Source organism: Azospirillum sp. TSO22-1 (assembly GCF_003116015.1).
In the GTDB taxonomy this organism is placed as follows: domain Bacteria; phylum Pseudomonadota; class Alphaproteobacteria; order Azospirillales; family Azospirillaceae; genus Azospirillum.
The window spans coordinates 67,164-84,140 of sequence record NZ_LGQZ01000030.1; the positions used below are offsets into that span (position 1 = coordinate 67,164).

Sequence of the window (16,977 nt, forward strand, 5' to 3'; positions counted from 1 at the left end):
TGCGAGCGAGCGTCATGCATCAAGGGTGGGAGGTGCGCGCACCCGCAACCAGGGACGCTTTTGTGGCTCACCCGTTGGGGGTGGCCTCCAGCGCCGCAGCCAGCGCGCTGCGCACCGCGGCGAAGGCGCCGGCCAGCCGCGGCAGCACCGCCGGCACCTCGGCCAGCCGCCCGCTCCGCGCCATCGCCTCCACTCCGGCGAAGGACTCCGCCAGCGCCCGCGCGCCGACCTGCCCGCAGGCCCCCTTGACGTAGTGCGCGGTGGTCTGCACCAGCGCGGCGTCGCCGGCCTCGGCGGCAGCGGCAAGTTCCGCCAGCTTGACCTCGATGTCGTGCAGGAAGACCGCGGCCGTGCGGCCCTGCAGGTCGACGCGGGCGTGCCGGCCGGCCTCGCGCAGCTCCGCCAGGACCTCGGGATCCAGCAGCGGCGGAGTCACGGATGGCGACGGGGGAACCAGGGCGGATGGCTCGGCTCCGGCGGTCCAGCGGTCGATCATCGCGCGCAGCTGCCGCTGCGAGTAGGGCTTGCCGAGCCAGTCGTCCATGCCGACGGCGCGGCAGCGCTTCAGGTCCTCCTCCATCACGCTGGCGGTCACCGCGACGATGGGGACGTGCCGGCCACCGGCCTCGTGCTCCAGCGCGCGCAACGCGCGCGTCGCCTCGAAGCCGTCCATCACCGGCATGTGGCAATCCATCAGCACGATGTCGTAGCGCGCGTGCCAGAACGCCTCCACCGCCTGCTGGCCGTCGTTGACCATGTCGGCCTGGTGGCCGAGCGAGCGCAGCAGGTGCCCCAGCAGCGTGCGGTTCACCTCATTGTCCTCCGCCGCCAGGATGCGCAGCGCGCGTGGCTCGGCCGGCTCGACCGGGGCAGCGGGGAAGACGGCCTCACGCCGGTCGGCCGTGGGCTCGGCCAGAGCGCCGGCCAAAGCGTCGGCCAAGTCCGACACGCGGACCGGCCCGCCGATCCAGCCGGCGACGGAGTGGTCGTCCTGGAACGCCGCATCGACGGTCGAGTTCGGACGGCCGACCAGGATCAGCGGCATCCGCCCGCGCAGCAGCGCCCGCGCCAGCACCGCCAGCGGGTCGGACGCCGGCCGGTCGTCGGGACCGAGGTAGACGACAGCGGGGACGGGCGTCTCCGCCCCGCGCGCCTGCGCCCGCACCACCTCGACCAGCGTGCTCTGCTCACCAACCGCCAGCGCGCTCACGCCGAGGACGGCGAGCGCGCGCTCCAGCCGCTCGCGCACCGCGGGGTCGCCGGCGACCGCCAGCACGGTCAGGCCGGTCGGCGGCGGCTCGGCGGCGGGTGCGGCCGTCTCGAGCTGCGCGGTGAACCAGAAGGTGGAGCCGACGCCCAGCGCGCTCTCCACGCCGATGGCGCCGCCCATCAGCGTCGCCAGCTGCTTGCTGATGACGAGGCCGAGGCCGCTGCCGCCGTAGCGGCGGGTGACGGAATCGTCGGCCTGGACGAAGGCGGCGAAGATGCGCGCCTGGGTGTCGCGGTCGATGCCGATGCCGGTGTCCGCCACCTCGAAGCGGATCAGCCGCTCACCGCCCTCCGCCACCGCCGGGACCGCGCGCACTGTCACCTGGCCGTCCTCGGTGAACTTGACGGCGTTGGACAGCAGGTTGCCGATCACCTGGCGCAGCCGCACCGGATCGCCGCGCACCCAGCGCGGCAGGCCCGGCGCGAAGTCGCAGGACAGCGTCACCCGCCGCTTGCGCGCCGCGCCGGAGAACAGCTCCACCGCATCCTCGACCAGACGCCAGAGGTCGAAGTCGCTGACGGTCAGGGTCAGGCGGCCGGCCTCGATCTTCGAGAAGTCGAGGACGTCGTTGATGATGCCCATGAGCGTCACCGCGGAGCCGCGGGCGATGGAGGCGAGCTGGCGCTGCTCGTCCGTCAGGTCGCCTTCCTGCAGCAGTTCCAGCATGCCCATCACGCCGTTCATCGGCGTGCGGATCTCGTGGCTCATGTTGGCGACGAAGCGCGACTTGGCACGGTTGGCGACGTCGGCCGCCTCCTTGGCCTGACGCAGCTCAGCCATGGCGGATTCCAGCCGCTCGTTGGCGGCGGTGAGGGCGCGGGTGCGTTCCCACACGGCGTCGCCGATGAAGTGGAAGACCAGGATGCGCAGGGTGAGGAACAGCGCCAGCGCGATGGCGGCGCCGACCACGAAGGCGATCACCGCGTTGACCAGCACCGGCCACAGGCTGACCGTCAGCTCGACCCGGCCAACCGGTCGCAGCCCGTCCACCACCGCCGCCTCGCGCGTCAGCGTCGGCCAGGACGGCGCCCCGGGCACCCGCGCCACCACCCGGCCGGCACCGTCGTACAGCAGCTCGGCGTAGGTGTTTTCGGCCAGTGGCTGGTTGGCGAGGATGTCGCGCAGCCGCTCGACCATGAAGGACCAGTGCTGCGGATAGGTGCCGACGAGGCGCGACGCGCCGTCGGCGGAGAACTCCACGTGCGCCTGGGCGCGCGTCGCCGTCTCGACGTAGCCGGCGACGAAGACGCCGAGCGGCAGGGCCACCGCCACCACCGCCGACACCGCCATCAGCACCCACATCAGCACACGGCGCAGCCAGCGCGCGCGCCGCACGAAGGGTTCCGACAGCAGCTGGAGGGGCAGCCTATCCATCGGCGCCATCGGCCGGCAGCACGCCGTGGCGAAGCATGATCTCCCGTCCCTCGGCCGGGCGGACGAAGGCGGGATCGAAGGTGCCGCCCAGGACGGCGCGGATACCCCCGGCGCTGCCGACACTGGCGGAAATGGTGATGGAAACGTCCGGATGCCGGCGGCTGTAGGCCGCGGCCAGCTCGCGCATGATGCCGAGCGGCCAGCCGCTGCCGCCCATGGTCAGGCTCTCGGCCCGAACGGCGGCCGGACCGCCGAAAACGGCGGCGAGCAGCAACGCGGCAACCCAGCGTGCCCGTGACCGCGCGCCGACCATGGCCTTTCCCCCCAAAAACCTTAGTTGGGTAAAGGTTTAGTCCAGCGGGGCGGCCAAGCGCAAGGATTGCGCCGAATACGGGTGATTACCACCGGCGCAGCGGGCCGACGTCGACGTGGACGAAGTTGCTGCTGGGATAGTAGCCGACACCGCCGGCGCGCAGGCTCAGCGCCGCCTTGTGCAGGGTGCGCAGCGGCAGGCCGGGCAGGCGGATGTCCACCGCCTTGCCGTCCATGTGGTAGCTGTGCGTGGCGACACCGTCGGGGTCGCTCTCGTGCAGCAGGGCGTTGGTCTGCGGCGAACGGTAGCCGGACACCACCTGGATCGGGCCGCGCGCACCGACGCGGTGCTGCAGATGGAACAGCACGTCCATCAGCCGCGGGTCGATGGGATGCACGGCGCCGTTGCGGTGGTCGCGCATCAGGCGGTTGATCTCGCGCATGCCCTCGCGCAGGTAGCGGCCCTGCGACCAGTAGGCGGCGCGGACCTGTTCGCCGGTGTGCAGGTTGACGAAGGAGAGCTGCCGCGGCGGCACCTTCATCAGGGCGTGGGATTCTTCGGGGTGGAGCACCGTAGCCGCGGCGGCCGCGGCAAACCCGAAACGCAAAAGCTCCCGACGACCGATGGTCATTGCCGGATTGGAGAGGGTGCCCTCATCCGCCATATGGCCTCCTTCACACACTAGCCCGCCCGTCTAGGACGGGCCTCTACTCCGAACGAACGGGCTCTTTAGGCGGGTGCTACCTCCTTCTTGTCAAGCGACCAAAGGTTAACGGCCACGTTAACGCTCCCATTTCCGCCCCTTTTCGTGTTTCGTTCCTGTAACGAAAAGGGCACAAAAAGTCTGCGTCGTGCGCAAAATGCGTCGACTCGGGGGCGAATCGGAGATTAAGAATGAATCGCAATTGCGACGGCAGCGGCTAACGCATCTCCGCAACGCGTTGCGGGGCGGTGCTGCGGCGGGCGAAGGTCTCGAGCATCTCGGCGTCACGGCCGTAGACGTCTTCGCGGAACTGCACGGTGCCGGCCGCGTCCACCCAGGCGGTCTGGTAGACGATGTGCACCGCCACCGGGCGCTTTACGGCCACCGTCTTCGTCTCGCGCGTGTCGATCTGGCGCTGCCGGCGCTCGGGCGGCCACTCGGTGGTGCCGGCCAGCACGAAGTCCGCCAGTTCCATCGGCTTGCCGACGCGCACGCAGCCGGATGACAGGGCGCGCATGCTCTTCTCGAACTTCCAGCGCTCCGGTGTGTCGTGCAGGTAGACGTCGAAGTCGTTGGCGATGTTGAACTTCACCCGGCCGAGCGCGTTCCCCGGGCCGGCGTCCTGGCGCAGGCGCAGCTTGCCGATGCCGCCGCCGAGGCTCTGCCAGTCGATCTCGCGCGTGTCGACCCGTGGCGCGTCGGCGGACCAGCTGGCGAAGACGGAGATCCCATGGCTCTCCAGATAGCCCGGGTCCTTCAGCAGCTTCGGCAGATAGTCCTCCTTGGCCAGCTTGACCGGCATCGTCCAGGTCGGATTCAGGATGATCGAGCCGATCGAACTGGACAGCACCGGCGTGCGGCGCGCCTTGGTGCCGACGATGACGCGCATCTCCTGCACCGGCGCGCCGTCCTCGACCGCCTTCAGCGAATAGTCGGGGATGTTCACCACTAGGTGGCGCAGCCCGAAGTCGTCGGGCATCCAGCGCAGCCGCTCCAGGCTGGCGACGATCTGGCCGATGCGCTCGCCCACCGGCACGTTGAGCGCCGCCAGCGTGCCGGCGCCGATCACGCCGTCGGCCAGCAGCCCGTGCCGGGCCTGGAAGCGCTCCACCGCCGCGCGCAGCGCGGGGTCGTAGAGGTCGGCCGTCGCGTTGGCGTCGCCCTCGAACTCGCCGGTGACGGCAAGGCGGCGGCGCAGCGCCGGCACCGCCGGATTGCGCATGCCCGGCTCCAGCTTCGCCACGCGGAAGGCCGGCACCGCGGGCCAGCCGCCGGACGCCTCCAGCGCGCGGAAACGGGCCAGCGCGGCGCGCAACGGGGCGTATTCGGGGCGTACCGGCATCGCCTCGGCCAGCACGGCGCGCGGGTCCGCGGTCTCGGCGGCGCGCACCGCGAGCGCGGCGGCGTCGATGGACGGCGGCTTGACGTCGGCGTAATCGGGGCTGATCGCCTTGGGCGGGACGCGCCCGGCGCGCAGGTGCGCAGCGTACTTCATCACCGCGTCGGTCAGCAGCAGGTCGAGGGCCACGCGCTCCGCGTCGGTGTCGGCGTCGGGCAGCGCCGCGGCGAGGGCGTCGGCATGGTAGTCGGCGGCGTTCAATCCCTCCGCGCCGGCGGCGCGCAGCAGTTCCAGCACCGGTGCTACCGAGGGCTTCGGCGCGCCGTCCGCGGCCAGCCACAGCGGACGGGACCCGCGCTCGGCGTAGACGCGGCGGACGGCGGCGAGGTCGAGCGGCCGGCCCGAGACGGCGCGGTCATCGGAGCCGAGGCGCGCGGCGATGGCGGCGGACAGCCGTTCGGACTCCTGCGCCGATGCGCCGGCTGGCGCCAGGACGAAAAGGACGAGCAGCAGTCGCGCGAGACGGGTCATCGGAGCCTCTGGGTAGGCCGGTTGCTTAGGCCAAGCAATTGACGCCTGTCCAGAAGGTGTTTCCCATACGCCGCACACCGTGACATGCACGCAACACTGCGCAGCATCCCCCCCCCCTTTCGCGCGATCGATTTCGTTTAGGCTTCGGTAAGGAATGTGCGTGCATAGTTACAGCAGCGAAACCGTGCGTTGCGGTGTGCCTCCGTGTCGACGCAGACCGTAGTAATCCCCCCCCCGGGTTCCTCCCTTCGGCCGGAGCGCCTCGCCGAGGTGCTGGACCGGCACATGCGCTGGGTGACCGGGCAGCCGGGCGGCGTGCGCGCCAACCTGGCGCTGGCCGACCTGGAAGGCGCCGACCTGACGAACCGCGACCTGCGCGCGGCACGGCTGGTCGGAGCGCGGCTCGTCAAGTGCCGGCTGCACGCCACCAACCTCGCCGGCGCCGACCTCTTCTGCGTCGATCTGTACGAGGCCGACATCACGCGGGCCAACCTGTCGCAGACCGACCTGCGCGGCGCCCGGCTGCGCGCCGCCGACTTCACCGAGGCGAACCTGCGCGGCGCCGACCTCTCCGCCGGCAGCACCGCGGCCAGCAAAGCCGCGCTTCGCCCCGACCGCGACGGCGTGCACGCCGAGCTGCGCACCATGGTGCTGGAGCGTGTCGCCCCCGCCACCGCACGCAACGAGCGCGGCGTGTGCACCGACATGACCGGCGCGGTGCTGCGCAAGGCGGTGCTGACCGAGGCGGACCTGAGCGACAGCATCCTGCAGAACGCCGACCTCAGCGGCGCCGTGCTGCTGAACGCCAACCTGAGCAACGCGCGCCTCAACGGCGCCAACCTGTCGGGGGCGACGCTGACGGGGGCGGTGTTCCGCAACGCGGATCTCGTCGGCACGCGGCTGGCCGACGTCGACCTGGCGCAGGCCGATCTGGCCGGGGCTCGGATGACCCGGCCGATCGACGCCATGGGCTCGGAGATCCAGCGCGCCATCTTCGACCACGAGCGCTGGATCGAGAGCGGTGGCCAGCGTGGAGAGCGGGCGGAGCTGGATGGCGCCGACCTCAGCCGCGCCGATCTGCGCGGGGTGAACCTCAGCGCCGCCGCGCTGCGCGGCGCCAACCTGGCCGGCGCGGCGCTGGGCGGGGCGCGGCTGATGATGGCCGACCTCTCCGGCGCCAACCTGGAGGGCGCCAATCTGATCGGCGCCGACCTTGCCGGCGCCAACCTCAGCTACGCGCGGCTGGAGGGCTGCGACCTCACCGCCGTGCACCTCGGCCCGGCGGAGATCCGCGACCCCAGCGGCAAGTCCACGGGCCGCTCCTGGGCCGCCAACCTGATGGGCGCCAACTTGGCGCGGGCCTTCCTGACCGGCACCTGCCTGGTGCAGGCGAACCTCAGCGACGCCAACCTGGAAGGCGCCGACCTGGAGGGCGCCGATCTCGCCGGCGCGAAGCTGCTGCGCACGCAGCTGTCGGGCACCGGAGTGCGGCGGCGGTAACCCCCCCTCTCCCGCCCCGGGAGAGGCATTCTTTTTCCGGTTGCATTCATACGCATGTTTCGTGAAGCGTGGAAGATCGCTCCACCACTTTCACGACCACAGCGTGAATCGCCTCGCCACGACCATCGCCTTTGCCCTCCTCACCGCCCCGCTGCACGCTGAAGGGTTGGCGCCATCGCTGTCGGACTGGGGCGGGGCCGGGCTGATGCTCAACCCGACGGCGCGGATGATGCCGGAGGGCACGGCGACCGGCGGCGTCACGCTGGTCGGCAGCCTGCACCGCCACCTGTTCGCCGGGGCGCAGCTGCTGCCCTGGCTGGAGGTTACCGCGCGCGACACGATGTATCCCAACTGGTGGGGCCTCAGCGATCCCGGCCTCGACGTCAAGGTGCGGCTGCTGCGCGAGGGTCCGTGGTGGCCGGCGGTCGCGGTCGGCGGGCGGGACGTCACCGGCTCCGGTTACGACCTGCCGGGCAAGGGGCGCTTCGCCGGGGAGTACGTGGTGCTGTCGCGCCGCTTCTGGAACCTGGACGCCAGCCTCGGGCTCGGCTGGGGGCGCTTCGCTGGCGGCGGCGGGGTCGTCAACCCGCTGGGCGGCCGCTTCGCGCACGACCGCGACCCGAACGACCCACGCAGCCGCGGCCCGCGCGCGTGGTTCACCGGACGCGAGATCGCGCCCTTCGGCGGCGTTGAGTGGCACACGCCGCTGCGCGGGCTGTCGCTGAAGCTCGAATACTCCGGCGACGGCATGCGGGCCGAGCGGCAGGACGACCCGACCTTCGTTCGCGGCCTGCCGGTGAACGTCGGCCTCGCCTACCGGCCCTGGCCATGGCTGGACATCGGCGCCGGCGTCGAGCAGGGCAAGCGCGCCGTGCTGCGCCTCGCCGTGGCGCTGGCGCTCAAGGACGTTCCGGCCGCCAGGCCGCTGCCGCCGCCCGGCGTCGGCCCGCGCCCGGAAGGCCGTCCGGCCACGTCCGAGGAAGTCCTGGGCGATGCCCGCGCCGCAGGGCTGCCGGCGCGCGGCGCCGTGGTGACGCGCGAGCGCGCCGTGCTGTGGCTCGACACCGACGACGAGGACACGGGGGATTTCGTCCCGGCCCGCATCCTCGGCCGCGCCGCGCGCGTGCTGGCCGACGGCGCCCCGGCGGAGATCGAGGCTCTCACCGTGGTCACCGGCGCGCAGGGCCTGGACGGCATCGCCGTCACCCTGCAGCGCCGCGAACTGGAACGGGCCTTGCGCCGCCGCGGCAGCGCCGAGGAGATCCTGCGCACCGCCCGCGTCGAACCGGCCTCGGCCGAGGGCCCGCCGCCGCCCGGCCGGGCGGTCTGGCGCTTCACCCTGCGCCCGACGCTGGAGCAGAGTCTGTTCGAGCAGGGCGTTCCCTACGCCTCGCGCACCTACACCGACGCCGCCCTGTCGGTGGCGCCGTGGCGCGGGCTGGTGATCGGCGGCGGGGTGCGGATCAACCTGGCCAGCAGCGTCGCCCTGCTCGACACCCAGGCGCTGCCGGCGGAGCAGCCGGTGCGCAGCGACCTCGCACTCTACACCGCGCGCGTCGCCGGGATCGAGCACCTGCACGCCTCCTGGCTGGCCAGCCCGGCGCCGGGCCTGCACACGCGGCTGTCGGTTGGGCATTTCGAGGAGATGTTCGGCGGCTTCGGCGCCGAGGCGCTGTACCAGCCGCCGACGGCGCGCTGGGCGGCCGGGCTCGACCTCAACCGGGTGTGGAAGCGGCCGGCGTGGGACGCTTGGCGGGTCGACGGGCTGGACGGGCACACCACGGGGCATCTCAGCCTGTACTGGGAGTCGGATGGTGCGGCGCGGACGGCGGTGCTACGCCTCGGCCGCTATCTCGGCGGCGATTGGGGCGGCACGGCGGAACTGGCGCACCGCTTCGACAACGGCGTGCGATTGAGCGCGCAGATGACCTGGACGGAAGGGCCGGACGGCGGCCAGAGCCGGATCGGCGGCCGGCTGGACCAGGGCATCGCGCTGGTGGTGCCGATCGGCGAGCGCCCCTGGCTGCCCGACGGCGGGGCGCTGGAGGTGGCGACGCGCACGCTGGGCCGCGACGCCGGGCAACGGCTGCGCACGCCGCTGCCGCTCTACGAGACGCTGGTGCCGGCCGGCTACGGGCGGCTGGCCGGCACCTGGTCGCGGTTGCTGGATTAGCGCAACCCGATCACCGCACCCCGATCACCGCACCGGCGAGATGGCGCGGGTGCGCGGGTCGATCTCGACGGTCATCCATTGACCCTGCTGGTCCTGGACGTTGGCCATGTAGTTCTGGCCGTTCTTGCGGAAGTCGCGGACGGCCGTGTAGCCCTGGGCGCTGAACTCGTTCAGCAACGAAGTCTGCTTCAGCTCCAGGTCGTTCTGACCGCGGCCGCGCCGCGAGGTGATGTCGTCGCGGCTCACCGCCGAGCCGCTGCCCGTGCCGGACGTGCTGTAGCCGGTGCTGCCGCTGGAGGTCGTCGGCTGGCTGCGCGACCAGCCGGCGGTGCCGCCGGGCTGACCGCTCTGCGTCGTCACCCGGCCGGCCGGGGCGGTGGTGGTCGAACTGCCGCTGGCGGCGCGGTTGCCCACGCCGGTGCCATAGGTGTTGTCGTTGTGGATGCTCTCGACCTGCGGGCTCTCGGTCGGCAGGCCCGACGCGCTGCTGCGGTGCGGCGTGCTCCAGGACGTGCCGGCGTCGCTGCCGGTGGTCTGCGCCTGCACCGGCGCGGCGATCAGCGCCGCTGCGGCGGTGGCGAGCAGAAGGGTGCGTGTCATCGTTCTCCATCCTCCCTTGAACGGGATCGGGCCGCACCGGGGTCGGCGCGCCCTCGCGCCCCTTAACACCGGGAAAGGCCGGCGCGTTGCGCACGCGCCCTCGGTAAGCCGAAAGCCGTCCCGCGGACGCGCCGCGGCAACTCCGGCGGGCGCCCACGACAGACTTCGTGCACCGCACGGGAACCTTGGCCCGCCCTTTGTGTTGTTGACATCACACGCCGCCGACGGGGAGTTCCGGAACGCGGCGCGTACGGCACAAGGAGGACGAGATGCTGTACTGGGCTCTGGTGTTCTTCGTCATCGCTCTGGTGGCCGGCGCTTTGGGGTTCGGCGGTATCGCGTCGGCCTCGTCGGGCGTCGCGCAGATTCTGTTCTTCCTGTTCATCGTGTTGTTTGCGGCGAGCTTGATTTTGGGTCTGGTTCGGCGCCGCTAGACCCGGCCGGCCGCCCGTTCGCGGGCGGCTTGGTTTTCCGCTGCGGGCGCCCGCGCCCGGCCTCCCCGGCCGGACGCGTGTGTGAGTACCCCTAAGCCTCTCGATGTTAGCCTCGCACCTCGGCAACGCCCCGCAAGGGCGTTGCCGATTTTGTTTGTGTGGGGGCAACGCCCCATAAGGGCGTCGCCGATTTTGTCTGTGCGCCGAGGCTAATCCTCCTCGTCCTCGCCGGGTATGTGGCCTTCCATGAGCAGGCGCAGCGCACGCCGGCCGCGCGACAGCCGGGACTTCACGGTGCCGATGGAGATCCCCAGGATGTCGGCGGCCTCGCCGTAGGAGATCCCCTCCAGGCCGATCAGCAGCACCACCTCGCGCTGCTCGTTGGGCAGCATGCCGAGCGCCCGGCGCAGATCGCGCAGTTCCAGGCGTACGATCTGCGCGCCGCTGGCCGCGCCGATGGCCGCCTGCCCCTCGCCGTCGATGTCCACCACCGCCTGGCGGCGGCGGATGCCGTTGATGTGCAGGTTGCGCAGGATGGTGAAGAGCCAGGCGCGCAGGTTGCTGCCGGGCCGCCACAGGTGCAGGCGGCTCAGCGCCCGCTCCAGGCATTCCTGCACGAGATCGTCAGCCAGCGTGGCGTCGCGCACCATGGCGCGGGCGAAGCGGCGCAGGCGCGGGATCTCGGCCTCGATCTGCGCGATCACCGCCGGGTCCGGCGGGCCGGAGGGTGCGGGCGGCGCATCGACGCCCTCGGGGGCACCCTCCTCGGTGCTCTCGTCGCCGGTCTGCGCATCCTCGGCCAGCGGCGCCAGCGACGGATCGGTGACGCCGTCCTCGGCCTCCAGCGCCGCCGGAGCAGCGGGCACGGGGTCGAGCGCCGAGGTGCGCGGAGTGCGCGCAACTGTGTTCCCCATCGGTAAGACGTTGCCTCCCGGTCTGCGGACAAATCGTCCGAATTCGGACGATTGGAGCAATCATTTCGGCGTTCCCGATGCACCACACCGGAGGTATCGCCAGATGCTCCCAAGACAATTTCTGCTCTGTCAGTACGTAATGGCCGCGCCGGATCCCTGCCAGTTGGGAAAAAGGCTAGGGATAGGTCCAATTTTGTGAGATTGCCGGTTACCTCTACCCCCTTTTGGGGTTGCCGCCGGAACTTTTACTGAGTAGCTGCGTATTCGCCCGCACATCGGCGCGGCTGAGACCGCATCTTCAAAAAGAAAAAGACCGGATGGGCGCGCCCATCCGGTCCTTGTAAGAGAGTGCGGGATGACGAAGCGAAATACGATTGATCGCGTGAGCTGCCTAACCCTCCCTGTCGCAGCCATCAGCGGTTCGATGCCGCCAATTATGCCGCGTTTCCTCCCTTGTGTTGATTCTTTGGTTGGCTTTTTTCTTCTTTCGTCGCTGCGAGCCCGCCCGAAAGGGACCATACAGAATGTCCGGTGTCCCGACCATCCGGACATTGGAACTACGCACAACGCCTTCCTTCATACCTCCCTCGTCCGCCCGGATTGCCCCGTTCGCGCGAGGGCGCGGCGCGGCATCCGGGCCGGCCAAAACCACGGGTTTTCCCTGATGAAAAGCACCCTCGCCGGACTGCTGCTCGCCGGAGTGGCCGTGGCCGTCTCCGCGCCCGCGCAGGCCGCCATGATCGACCGCACCATCCGCGCGCTGGAGGCGCTGGCCGCCAAGGGCAGCGCCCGCGCGCAGTTCGAGCTGGCCGAGCATTTCGAGGACGCCAAGGGCGTGGCGCGCGACGGCCGCCGCGCGCTCTACCTCTACTGCAAGGCGGCCCGGCAGGGCCACGCCGACGCGGCGCGCCGGGCCGGGCGCCTGATCCTCAAGGGCGGCGCCGGCTTCCGCGACGAGGAGCTGGGCAACGCCTGGATCCACAAGGCCTCCACCGGCGGCGCCAAGGCACCCGACCGCTGCGAGCCGCCGCAGATCCGCTACTACGCGGTGCCGACGCCGCCGCCGGCGCACATCAAGGCACTGGTGCAGAAGATGGCGCCGACCTACGGCCTGGACCCGGAGCTGGTGCTGGCGGTGATCTCGGCGGAATCGGCGTTCCGCAACGACGTGGTGTCGAACAAGAACGCCATGGGCCTGATGCAGCTGATCCCGGAGACGGCGGAGCGCTTCGGCGTGCGCAACGTCTTCCAGCCGGAGGAGAACATCCGCGGCGGCATGAAGTACCTGCGCTGGCTGCTCGCCTTCTTCCAGGGCGACGTGACGCTGGCGCTGGCCGGCTACAACGCCGGCGAGGGCGCGGTGGTGCAGTACAAGGGCGTGCCGCCCTACCGCGAGACGCAGGACTACGTGGCGAAGATCCGCACGGTCTACGCCATCCGCCGGCACCCGTACGACAAGGGCGTGGTCGATCCGTCGGGCGTCCCCGGCTCGCGGGAGCTGGTGGCGGAGCTGAGCTATTCGGCGCCGAAGACGGCGGTGCAGGCGGTGGGCAAGCGCAAGGAGAGGGCGCCGGTCACCGTGGCGGAGAAGGCCGAGCAGACAGTGGCGGAATGAGGCCCTACCCGAACATCGCGTCGATCGAGTTCTGGTCCAGCGGCGCCGGCACGGCGTCGTTCAGCAGGCGGTCCACCTCGTCTTGGTCGACGCCGTCCGACGACGGGCCGTTCAGCAGGTGGGCGTCCGGGCGGACGTCCACCGGACCGGACGGCAGGTCGGCGGCGGCGACGCCGTCGGTGCCCCAGATCTCCATCAGCTTCAGGATGCGCTGCTCGATGTAGCGCAGCGCGTTGACCACCTTGGTGGTGCGCTGGCCGGTCAGGTCCTGGAACGAGCAGGCGGTGAAGATGCCCATCACCTCGTGCTCGATCTGGTCGCAGGCGGCCGCCGCGCCGGGCAGCGCGCGCAGATCCGGCAGCGCCGCCATGATGTGCTCGGCCGCACCGAGGATCTCGATGGAGGCGCGCTCGGTGGACATCACGATGGCGTCCAGCTCGTTGGCGGCGGTGGCGATGCGGTCGTCGCCGTCGTCCTTCGGGCGGATCGCCGCGATCTCGCGCCGCGCCTGGACGATGGACGCGCTCATGTCCTGCAACTCGTGGCGCAGCACGGTGATGTGGCGCGTCGCGTGGCTCGCCGCCTCGTGCCGCGTCCAGGCGGCGCGCAGGTCGCCGAGCAGCGTCTGCACCTCATCGATCCCCATGGAGCGTGATCGCCGCGCGTGCTCGTCGAGGAAGGCGCGTCCCTGCGGCGTGCCGCCGATGAACGCCTCGAGCTGGCGGTAGTCCTCCTCGCGCATCCCCCACGCCCCCTGCCGTCCCGCGGAAATTCCAGGCCTGGAGTATTTGCCAAAAATCACCGGCGGTACAACATGGCTGTATGCAAAAAAGGGAGAGGAAGAGGCGATGCGGGATTTCCAGCGGCCCGGCCGGTCGGCCGCAGTGGGCGAGCGCGGCATGGTGGCGACCTCGCACCCGCTGGCCACGCTCGCCGGCCTCGACGCGCTGCGCGCCGGCGGCAATGCGGTGGACGCGGCGCTGGCCGCGGTGGCCGTGCTGTGCGTGGCCGAGCCGCACATGACCGGCGTCGGCGGTGATGGATTCGTGCTGTACGCGCCGGCCGGCGGCAGGGTGCTGGCGCTGAACGGCTCCGGCCGGGCGCCGGGGGCGGCGACGCCCGAGCGCTTCGCCGCGCTGGGCGTCACCGGCATCGGCATGGACAGCGTGCACTCCGTCACCATCCCCGGCGCGGTGGACGCATGGTGCCGGCTGCACGCCGACCACGGCCGCACCCCGCTCGACGCGCTGTTCCGCCCCGCCGTCGAGCTGGCCGAGGAGGGCTGCCCCGTCCACCCGCGGGTGGCGCGCGACTGGGGGGTGCACGCCCATCGGCTGAGCCACCACCCGGCCACCCGCGCGCTGTTCCTGTCCGAGGGGCGGCCGTTCCAGGTCGGCGAGCGGTTCCGCAACCCGGCGCTGGCCGACACGCTGCGCCGCATCGCCCGGTCCGGACGCGCCGGATTCTACGAAGGGCCGGTGCGCGACGGTCTGCTGCGCACGCTGAGCGCGCTGGGCGGCCTGCACGCGGCCGAGGACTTCGACGCCCAGCGTTGCGAGTACGTCGAGCCCATCTCCACCGACTACCACGGCTTCACCGTGCACGAGTGCCCGCCGAACGGTCAGGGCATCGCCGCGCTGATGATGCTGAACGCGCTGAACGGCACCCCCGCCGAGACCGCGGAGGATGAGGCGGAGCGCGTGCACTGGCTGGCCGAGGCGACCAAGCTCGCCTACGCCTGCCGCGACGCCACCGTCGGCGACCCGCGCCACGTCGACGTGCCGGTGGCGGAGCTGCTGTCCGACCGTTACGCCACCAAGCTTCGCGCCGGGATCCGGCCGGACGCCGCCCTGCCCTTCCCGCCGCCGGTGGTGCCGCACCGCGACACGGTGTACCTGTGCGCCGTCGACCGCGATCTCAACGCGGTGTCGTTCATCGCCTCGCTGTTCGATTCCTTCGGCAGCGGCATCACCGACGCGGAGAGCGGCGTGCTGCTGCAATGCCGCGGCCGCGCCTTCCGGCTGCAGCCCGGCCACCCGAACAGCGTGGCGCCGGGCAAGCGTCCGCTGCACACCATCATTCCCGGCATGGTGACGCAGGGCGGCGCCGCGGTGATGCCGTTCGGCGTCATGGGCGGCCAGTACCAGGCGACCGGCCACGCCCAGTTCCTGGTCGACGTGCTGGGCCGCGGGCTGGACGCGCAGCAGGCGCTGGAGCTGCCGCGCAGCTTCGCCGGGGACGGCGTGCTGTCGATCGAGACCACCTATCCTCCCGCGGTATACGAGGATCTGGCGCGCCGCGGCCACCGCATGGAATGGTCGCCGCGCCCGATCGGCGGCGGGCAGGCGATCCGCATCGACCGGCGGCGCGGCGTGCTGATCGGCGGCTCCGACCCGCGCAAGGACGGCTGCGCGCTGGGCTGGTGAACGCGGCGTCCGGCCCCGGACATGCCGCGGCGACTCGGGCGAATGGTCAAGCTGATGGTTAATGCTTTGGTTACGAAAACCGGATTAGCCTCGTGGCGGTTACAGCCCCACCGCCCGGTTTCGAAGGACCTGCCTGATGCCCATGGCCGCCGACGTCGATACCATCGAACGCACCTCCATCGTCGCCTACACGCTCCTGAAGGAACTGCACGAGGTGCTCGCCCTCCCGAAGCAGCCCGACGACGTGACGCTGGGCATCCTGATGGGCCTGTCCATGTTCCTGGACGACAAGGTCGGCCCGATGCGCGCCAAGCGCCTGATGAGCGAGGCGCCGACCATCGTGCTGAAGACCGACGCCCACGTCACCCCCGACCAGACGCAGCGCATCATGCCGGTGGTCCGCGCCTTCGCCGACCACCTCAAGGAGATGAAGGTCGCCGTCGAGCCGCGCACCGCCGACGGCATCCTCTGATCCATCGTCCGGGCTCCACCACCGCGCGGATCAGGGCATCAAAGCCCCGGTCCGCGCGTTTTCGTTGTTCGGACGTGTTGACCCGCCCGCTGAATCGGCCGATGCTTGCCGCTTGATCCGTTGTACCGGATGAACGGCAAAGGCCATGAACTGGGTCACCGGGCTCGCCATCGTCTCCATCGTCGCCGGCGTGACCATCAGCGTCGTCGTGCTGGTGGCCGTCGGCTCGATCCGCCGCAGCCTCAACGAGGGCACGGTACGGCAGGCGCAGCAGGTGAAGCGCCTGGCCGAGAACGTCGCCGCGCTCACTGCCGACCAGCAGGCCGCCCAGTTGCGCATCCAGTCGCTGACGGACTCCAACCGCCGCCTGTCGGAAGAACTGGCGGCCCTGGGCGAGCGTCTCGCCGACGGCGACGCGCTGCGCGGCCCCGGCGGATCCGCCCGCCTGCTGCATTGACGATGCCCCCTTGACGATCCAGCCATGACCCTTCCGAACGCCGACGCCGAAAAGGCGCGCTGGACCGCCAGCGCCGACCTGTGGGACCGCTGGGCCGACCCGATGGCCGAACTGGCCGACAAGCTGAACCAGCCGTTGCTGGACGCCGCGGGGGTGCGGCCGGGCGCCGTGGTGCTCGACCTCGCCTCGGGCGCCGGGGAACCGGCGCTGAGCGCCGCCAGGCGCGCGGGGGCGGAGGGGTTCGTGCTCGGCACCGATCTGGTGCCCGCCATGCTGGCCGGAGCGGTGCGTCGCGCCGCCGCGGCCGAGCCGCGCCCGGCTTTCGCCGCGGCGGACATGACGGCCCTGCCCTTCGGTGCGGGCGCGTTCGACGCCGTCACCTGCCGCTTCGGCATCATGTTCGTGCCCGACGCGGTGGGCGCGCTGACCGAGGTGCGGCGGGTGCTGAAGCCCGGCGGGCGCGCCGCCTTCATGGTGTGGGGGCCGCGCGCGGAGAACGCGCTGTTCGCAGCGGTCGGCGGCGCGGTGGAGGACCGTCTGGGCCCCGACCCGGTGCACGGCATCGGCCCGCTGTTCCGCTACGCCGAGCCCGGCAGCCTCGCCGCCGACCTCGCCAGGGCGGGATTCGCCGAAGCGGCGGAGACCGCGCTCACCCCGACGCGCAAGGCGCCACGCGGCCAGCCCTTCTGGCGCGCCACGCTGGATATGCTGTTCGGCGCCCGCATCGCCGATCTGGATGCACGCGAACGGGCCGCGCTGGAGGCCGACATCGCCGCCCGTTTCGACGCGCTGGCCCAGGACGACACGGTGCCCCTGCCGGCGCACGTCCGCATCGGCGTGGGCGTGGCGTGAGTTC

At 71.6% G+C, this 16,977-nt stretch carries 15 protein-coding genes; 8 read left to right on the forward strand and 7 right to left on the reverse strand.

What is annotated here, in order from left to right; all coding sequences use genetic code 11:
* Positions 1-67: 67 nt before the first annotated feature.
* From TSO221_RS09610 to TSO221_RS09625, 4 genes are all read right to left on the reverse strand, one after another.
* The gene (locus TSO221_RS09610) at positions 68-2,644 is read right to left on the reverse strand and encodes an ATP-binding protein (protein WP_146208748.1); all 2,577 of its coding nucleotides are present in this window, start codon (positions 2,642-2,644) and stop codon (positions 68-70) included.
* Positions 2,637-2,957 carry a substrate-binding domain-containing protein gene (locus TSO221_RS09615; protein WP_109118270.1) on the reverse strand — a complete coding sequence of 107 codons (321 nt, stop codon included), beginning with the start codon at positions 2,955-2,957 and terminating at the stop codon, positions 2,637-2,639. The genes TSO221_RS09610 and TSO221_RS09615 overlap by 8 nt, the downstream gene beginning before the upstream one ends.
* An 85-nt stretch (positions 2,958-3,042) precedes the next feature.
* Positions 3,043-3,498, reverse strand: a complete 456-nt coding sequence (locus tag TSO221_RS09620; RefSeq protein ID WP_247877981.1) for a DUF882 domain-containing protein — start codon at positions 3,496-3,498, stop codon at positions 3,043-3,045.
* Positions 3,499-3,877: 379 nt separating this feature from the next.
* Positions 3,878-5,530 carry a L,D-transpeptidase family protein gene (locus tag TSO221_RS09625; RefSeq protein WP_109118272.1) on the reverse strand — a complete coding sequence of 551 codons (1,653 nt, stop codon included), beginning with the start codon at positions 5,528-5,530 and terminating at the stop codon, positions 3,878-3,880.
* 285 nt (positions 5,531-5,815) lie between these two features.
* Here TSO221_RS09625 and TSO221_RS09630 point away from each other — a divergent pair, with 285 nt between their 5' ends.
* Together TSO221_RS09630 and TSO221_RS09635 are read left to right on the forward strand one after the other, a co-directional pair.
* On the forward strand, positions 5,816-7,030 hold the full coding sequence (locus tag TSO221_RS09630; RefSeq protein ID WP_109118331.1) for a pentapeptide repeat-containing protein: 1,215 nt from the start codon (positions 5,816-5,818) through the stop codon (positions 7,028-7,030).
* Positions 7,031-7,133: 103 nt separating this feature from the next.
* On the forward strand, positions 7,134-9,203 hold the full coding sequence (locus TSO221_RS09635; RefSeq protein WP_247877982.1) for a YjbH domain-containing protein: 2,070 nt from the start codon (positions 7,134-7,136) through the stop codon (positions 9,201-9,203).
* Positions 9,204-9,227: 24 nt separating this feature from the next.
* Here TSO221_RS09635 and TSO221_RS09640 read toward each other — a convergent pair whose 3' ends face one another.
* Complete coding sequence (locus TSO221_RS09640; protein ID WP_109118273.1) at positions 9,228-9,803, reverse strand: hypothetical protein; 576 nt, start codon at positions 9,801-9,803, stop codon at positions 9,228-9,230.
* Positions 9,804-10,072: 269 nt separating this feature from the next.
* On the opposite strand from TSO221_RS09640, the gene TSO221_RS09645 reads away from it, so the two are divergent.
* Complete coding sequence (locus TSO221_RS09645; RefSeq protein ID WP_109118274.1) at positions 10,073-10,237, forward strand: DUF1328 domain-containing protein; 165 nt, start codon at positions 10,073-10,075, stop codon at positions 10,235-10,237.
* Positions 10,238-10,446: 209 nt separating this feature from the next.
* Here TSO221_RS09645 and TSO221_RS09650 read toward each other — a convergent pair whose 3' ends face one another.
* Positions 10,447-11,151: a sigma-70 family RNA polymerase sigma factor gene (locus tag TSO221_RS09650; protein WP_247877983.1), complete on the reverse strand. Its 705-nt coding sequence runs from the start codon at positions 11,149-11,151 to the stop codon at positions 10,447-10,449.
* A gap of 664 nt (positions 11,152-11,815) precedes the next feature.
* Here TSO221_RS09650 and TSO221_RS09655 point away from each other — a divergent pair.
* Positions 11,816-12,766 (forward strand): transglycosylase SLT domain-containing protein, encoded by a 951-nt coding sequence (locus tag TSO221_RS09655; protein WP_109118275.1) that lies wholly within the window; start codon positions 11,816-11,818, stop codon positions 12,764-12,766.
* Between the two features lie 4 nt (positions 12,767-12,770).
* Here the strand turns inward: TSO221_RS09655 and TSO221_RS09660 are convergent, their stop codons facing one another.
* Complete coding sequence (locus TSO221_RS09660; protein WP_146208749.1) at positions 12,771-13,508, reverse strand: protein phosphatase CheZ; 738 nt, start codon at positions 13,506-13,508, stop codon at positions 12,771-12,773.
* 106 nt (positions 13,509-13,614) lie between these two features.
* On the opposite strand from TSO221_RS09660, the gene TSO221_RS09665 reads away from it, so the two are divergent.
* The 4 genes from TSO221_RS09665 to TSO221_RS09680 all read left to right on the forward strand — a co-directional run bounded on the left by TSO221_RS09665 (position 13,615) and on the right by TSO221_RS09680 (position 16,973).
* Positions 13,615-15,192: a gamma-glutamyltransferase family protein gene (locus TSO221_RS09665; protein ID WP_109118277.1), complete on the forward strand. Its 1,578-nt coding sequence runs from the start codon at positions 13,615-13,617 to the stop codon at positions 15,190-15,192.
* A 136-nt stretch (positions 15,193-15,328) separates the two neighbouring features.
* Entirely contained in the window at positions 15,329-15,664 is a 336-nt protein-coding gene (locus tag TSO221_RS09670; protein ID WP_109118278.1) for a hypothetical protein, read from the forward strand.
* A 145-nt stretch (positions 15,665-15,809) separates the two neighbouring features.
* Positions 15,810-16,121, forward strand: coding sequence for a hypothetical protein (locus TSO221_RS09675; protein ID WP_109118279.1), 312 nt, complete (start codon positions 15,810-15,812; stop codon positions 16,119-16,121).
* Between the two features lie 24 nt (positions 16,122-16,145).
* Complete coding sequence (locus tag TSO221_RS09680) at positions 16,146-16,973, forward strand: methyltransferase domain-containing protein (RefSeq protein ID WP_247877984.1); 828 nt, start codon at positions 16,146-16,148, stop codon at positions 16,971-16,973.
* Positions 16,974-16,977: the final 4 nt, after the last annotated feature.

What these genes read in the sequence shown, in the direction of transcription:
- TSO221_RS09610 (WP_146208748.1), bottom strand. Translation starts at nt 2,644, where the DNA reads ATGGATAGGCTGCCCCTCCAGCTGCTGTCGGAACCCTTCGTGCGGCGC.
- TSO221_RS09615 (WP_109118270.1), bottom strand. Translation starts at nt 2,957, where the DNA reads ATGGTCGGCGCGCGGTCACGGGCACGCTGGGTTGCCGCGTTGCTGCTC.
- TSO221_RS09620 (WP_247877981.1), bottom strand. Translation starts at nt 3,498, where the DNA reads ATGAAGGTGCCGCCGCGGCAGCTCTCCTTCGTCAACCTGCACACCGGC.
- TSO221_RS09625 (WP_109118272.1), bottom strand. Translation starts at nt 5,530, where the DNA reads ATGACCCGTCTCGCGCGACTGCTGCTCGTCCTTTTCGTCCTGGCGCCA.
- TSO221_RS09630 (WP_109118331.1), top strand. Translation starts at nt 5,816, where the DNA reads ATGCGCTGGGTGACCGGGCAGCCGGGCGGCGTGCGCGCCAACCTGGCG.
- TSO221_RS09640 (WP_109118273.1), bottom strand. Translation starts at nt 9,803, where the DNA reads ATGACACGCACCCTTCTGCTCGCCACCGCCGCAGCGGCGCTGATCGCC.
- TSO221_RS09645 (WP_109118274.1), top strand. Translation starts at nt 10,073, where the DNA reads ATGCTGTACTGGGCTCTGGTGTTCTTCGTCATCGCTCTGGTGGCCGGC.
- TSO221_RS09650 (WP_247877983.1), bottom strand. Translation starts at nt 11,151, where the DNA reads ATGGGGAACACAGTTGCGCGCACTCCGCGCACCTCGGCGCTCGACCCC.
- TSO221_RS09655 (WP_109118275.1), top strand. Translation starts at nt 11,816, where the DNA reads ATGAAAAGCACCCTCGCCGGACTGCTGCTCGCCGGAGTGGCCGTGGCC.
- TSO221_RS09660 (WP_146208749.1), bottom strand. Translation starts at nt 13,508, where the DNA reads ATGCGCGAGGAGGACTACCGCCAGCTCGAGGCGTTCATCGGCGGCACG.
- TSO221_RS09665 (WP_109118277.1), top strand. Translation starts at nt 13,615, where the DNA reads ATGCGGGATTTCCAGCGGCCCGGCCGGTCGGCCGCAGTGGGCGAGCGC.
- TSO221_RS09670 (WP_109118278.1), top strand. Translation starts at nt 15,329, where the DNA reads ATGCCCATGGCCGCCGACGTCGATACCATCGAACGCACCTCCATCGTC.
- TSO221_RS09675 (WP_109118279.1), top strand. Translation starts at nt 15,810, where the DNA reads ATGAACTGGGTCACCGGGCTCGCCATCGTCTCCATCGTCGCCGGCGTG.
- TSO221_RS09680 (WP_247877984.1), top strand. Translation starts at nt 16,146, where the DNA reads ATGACCCTTCCGAACGCCGACGCCGAAAAGGCGCGCTGGACCGCCAGC.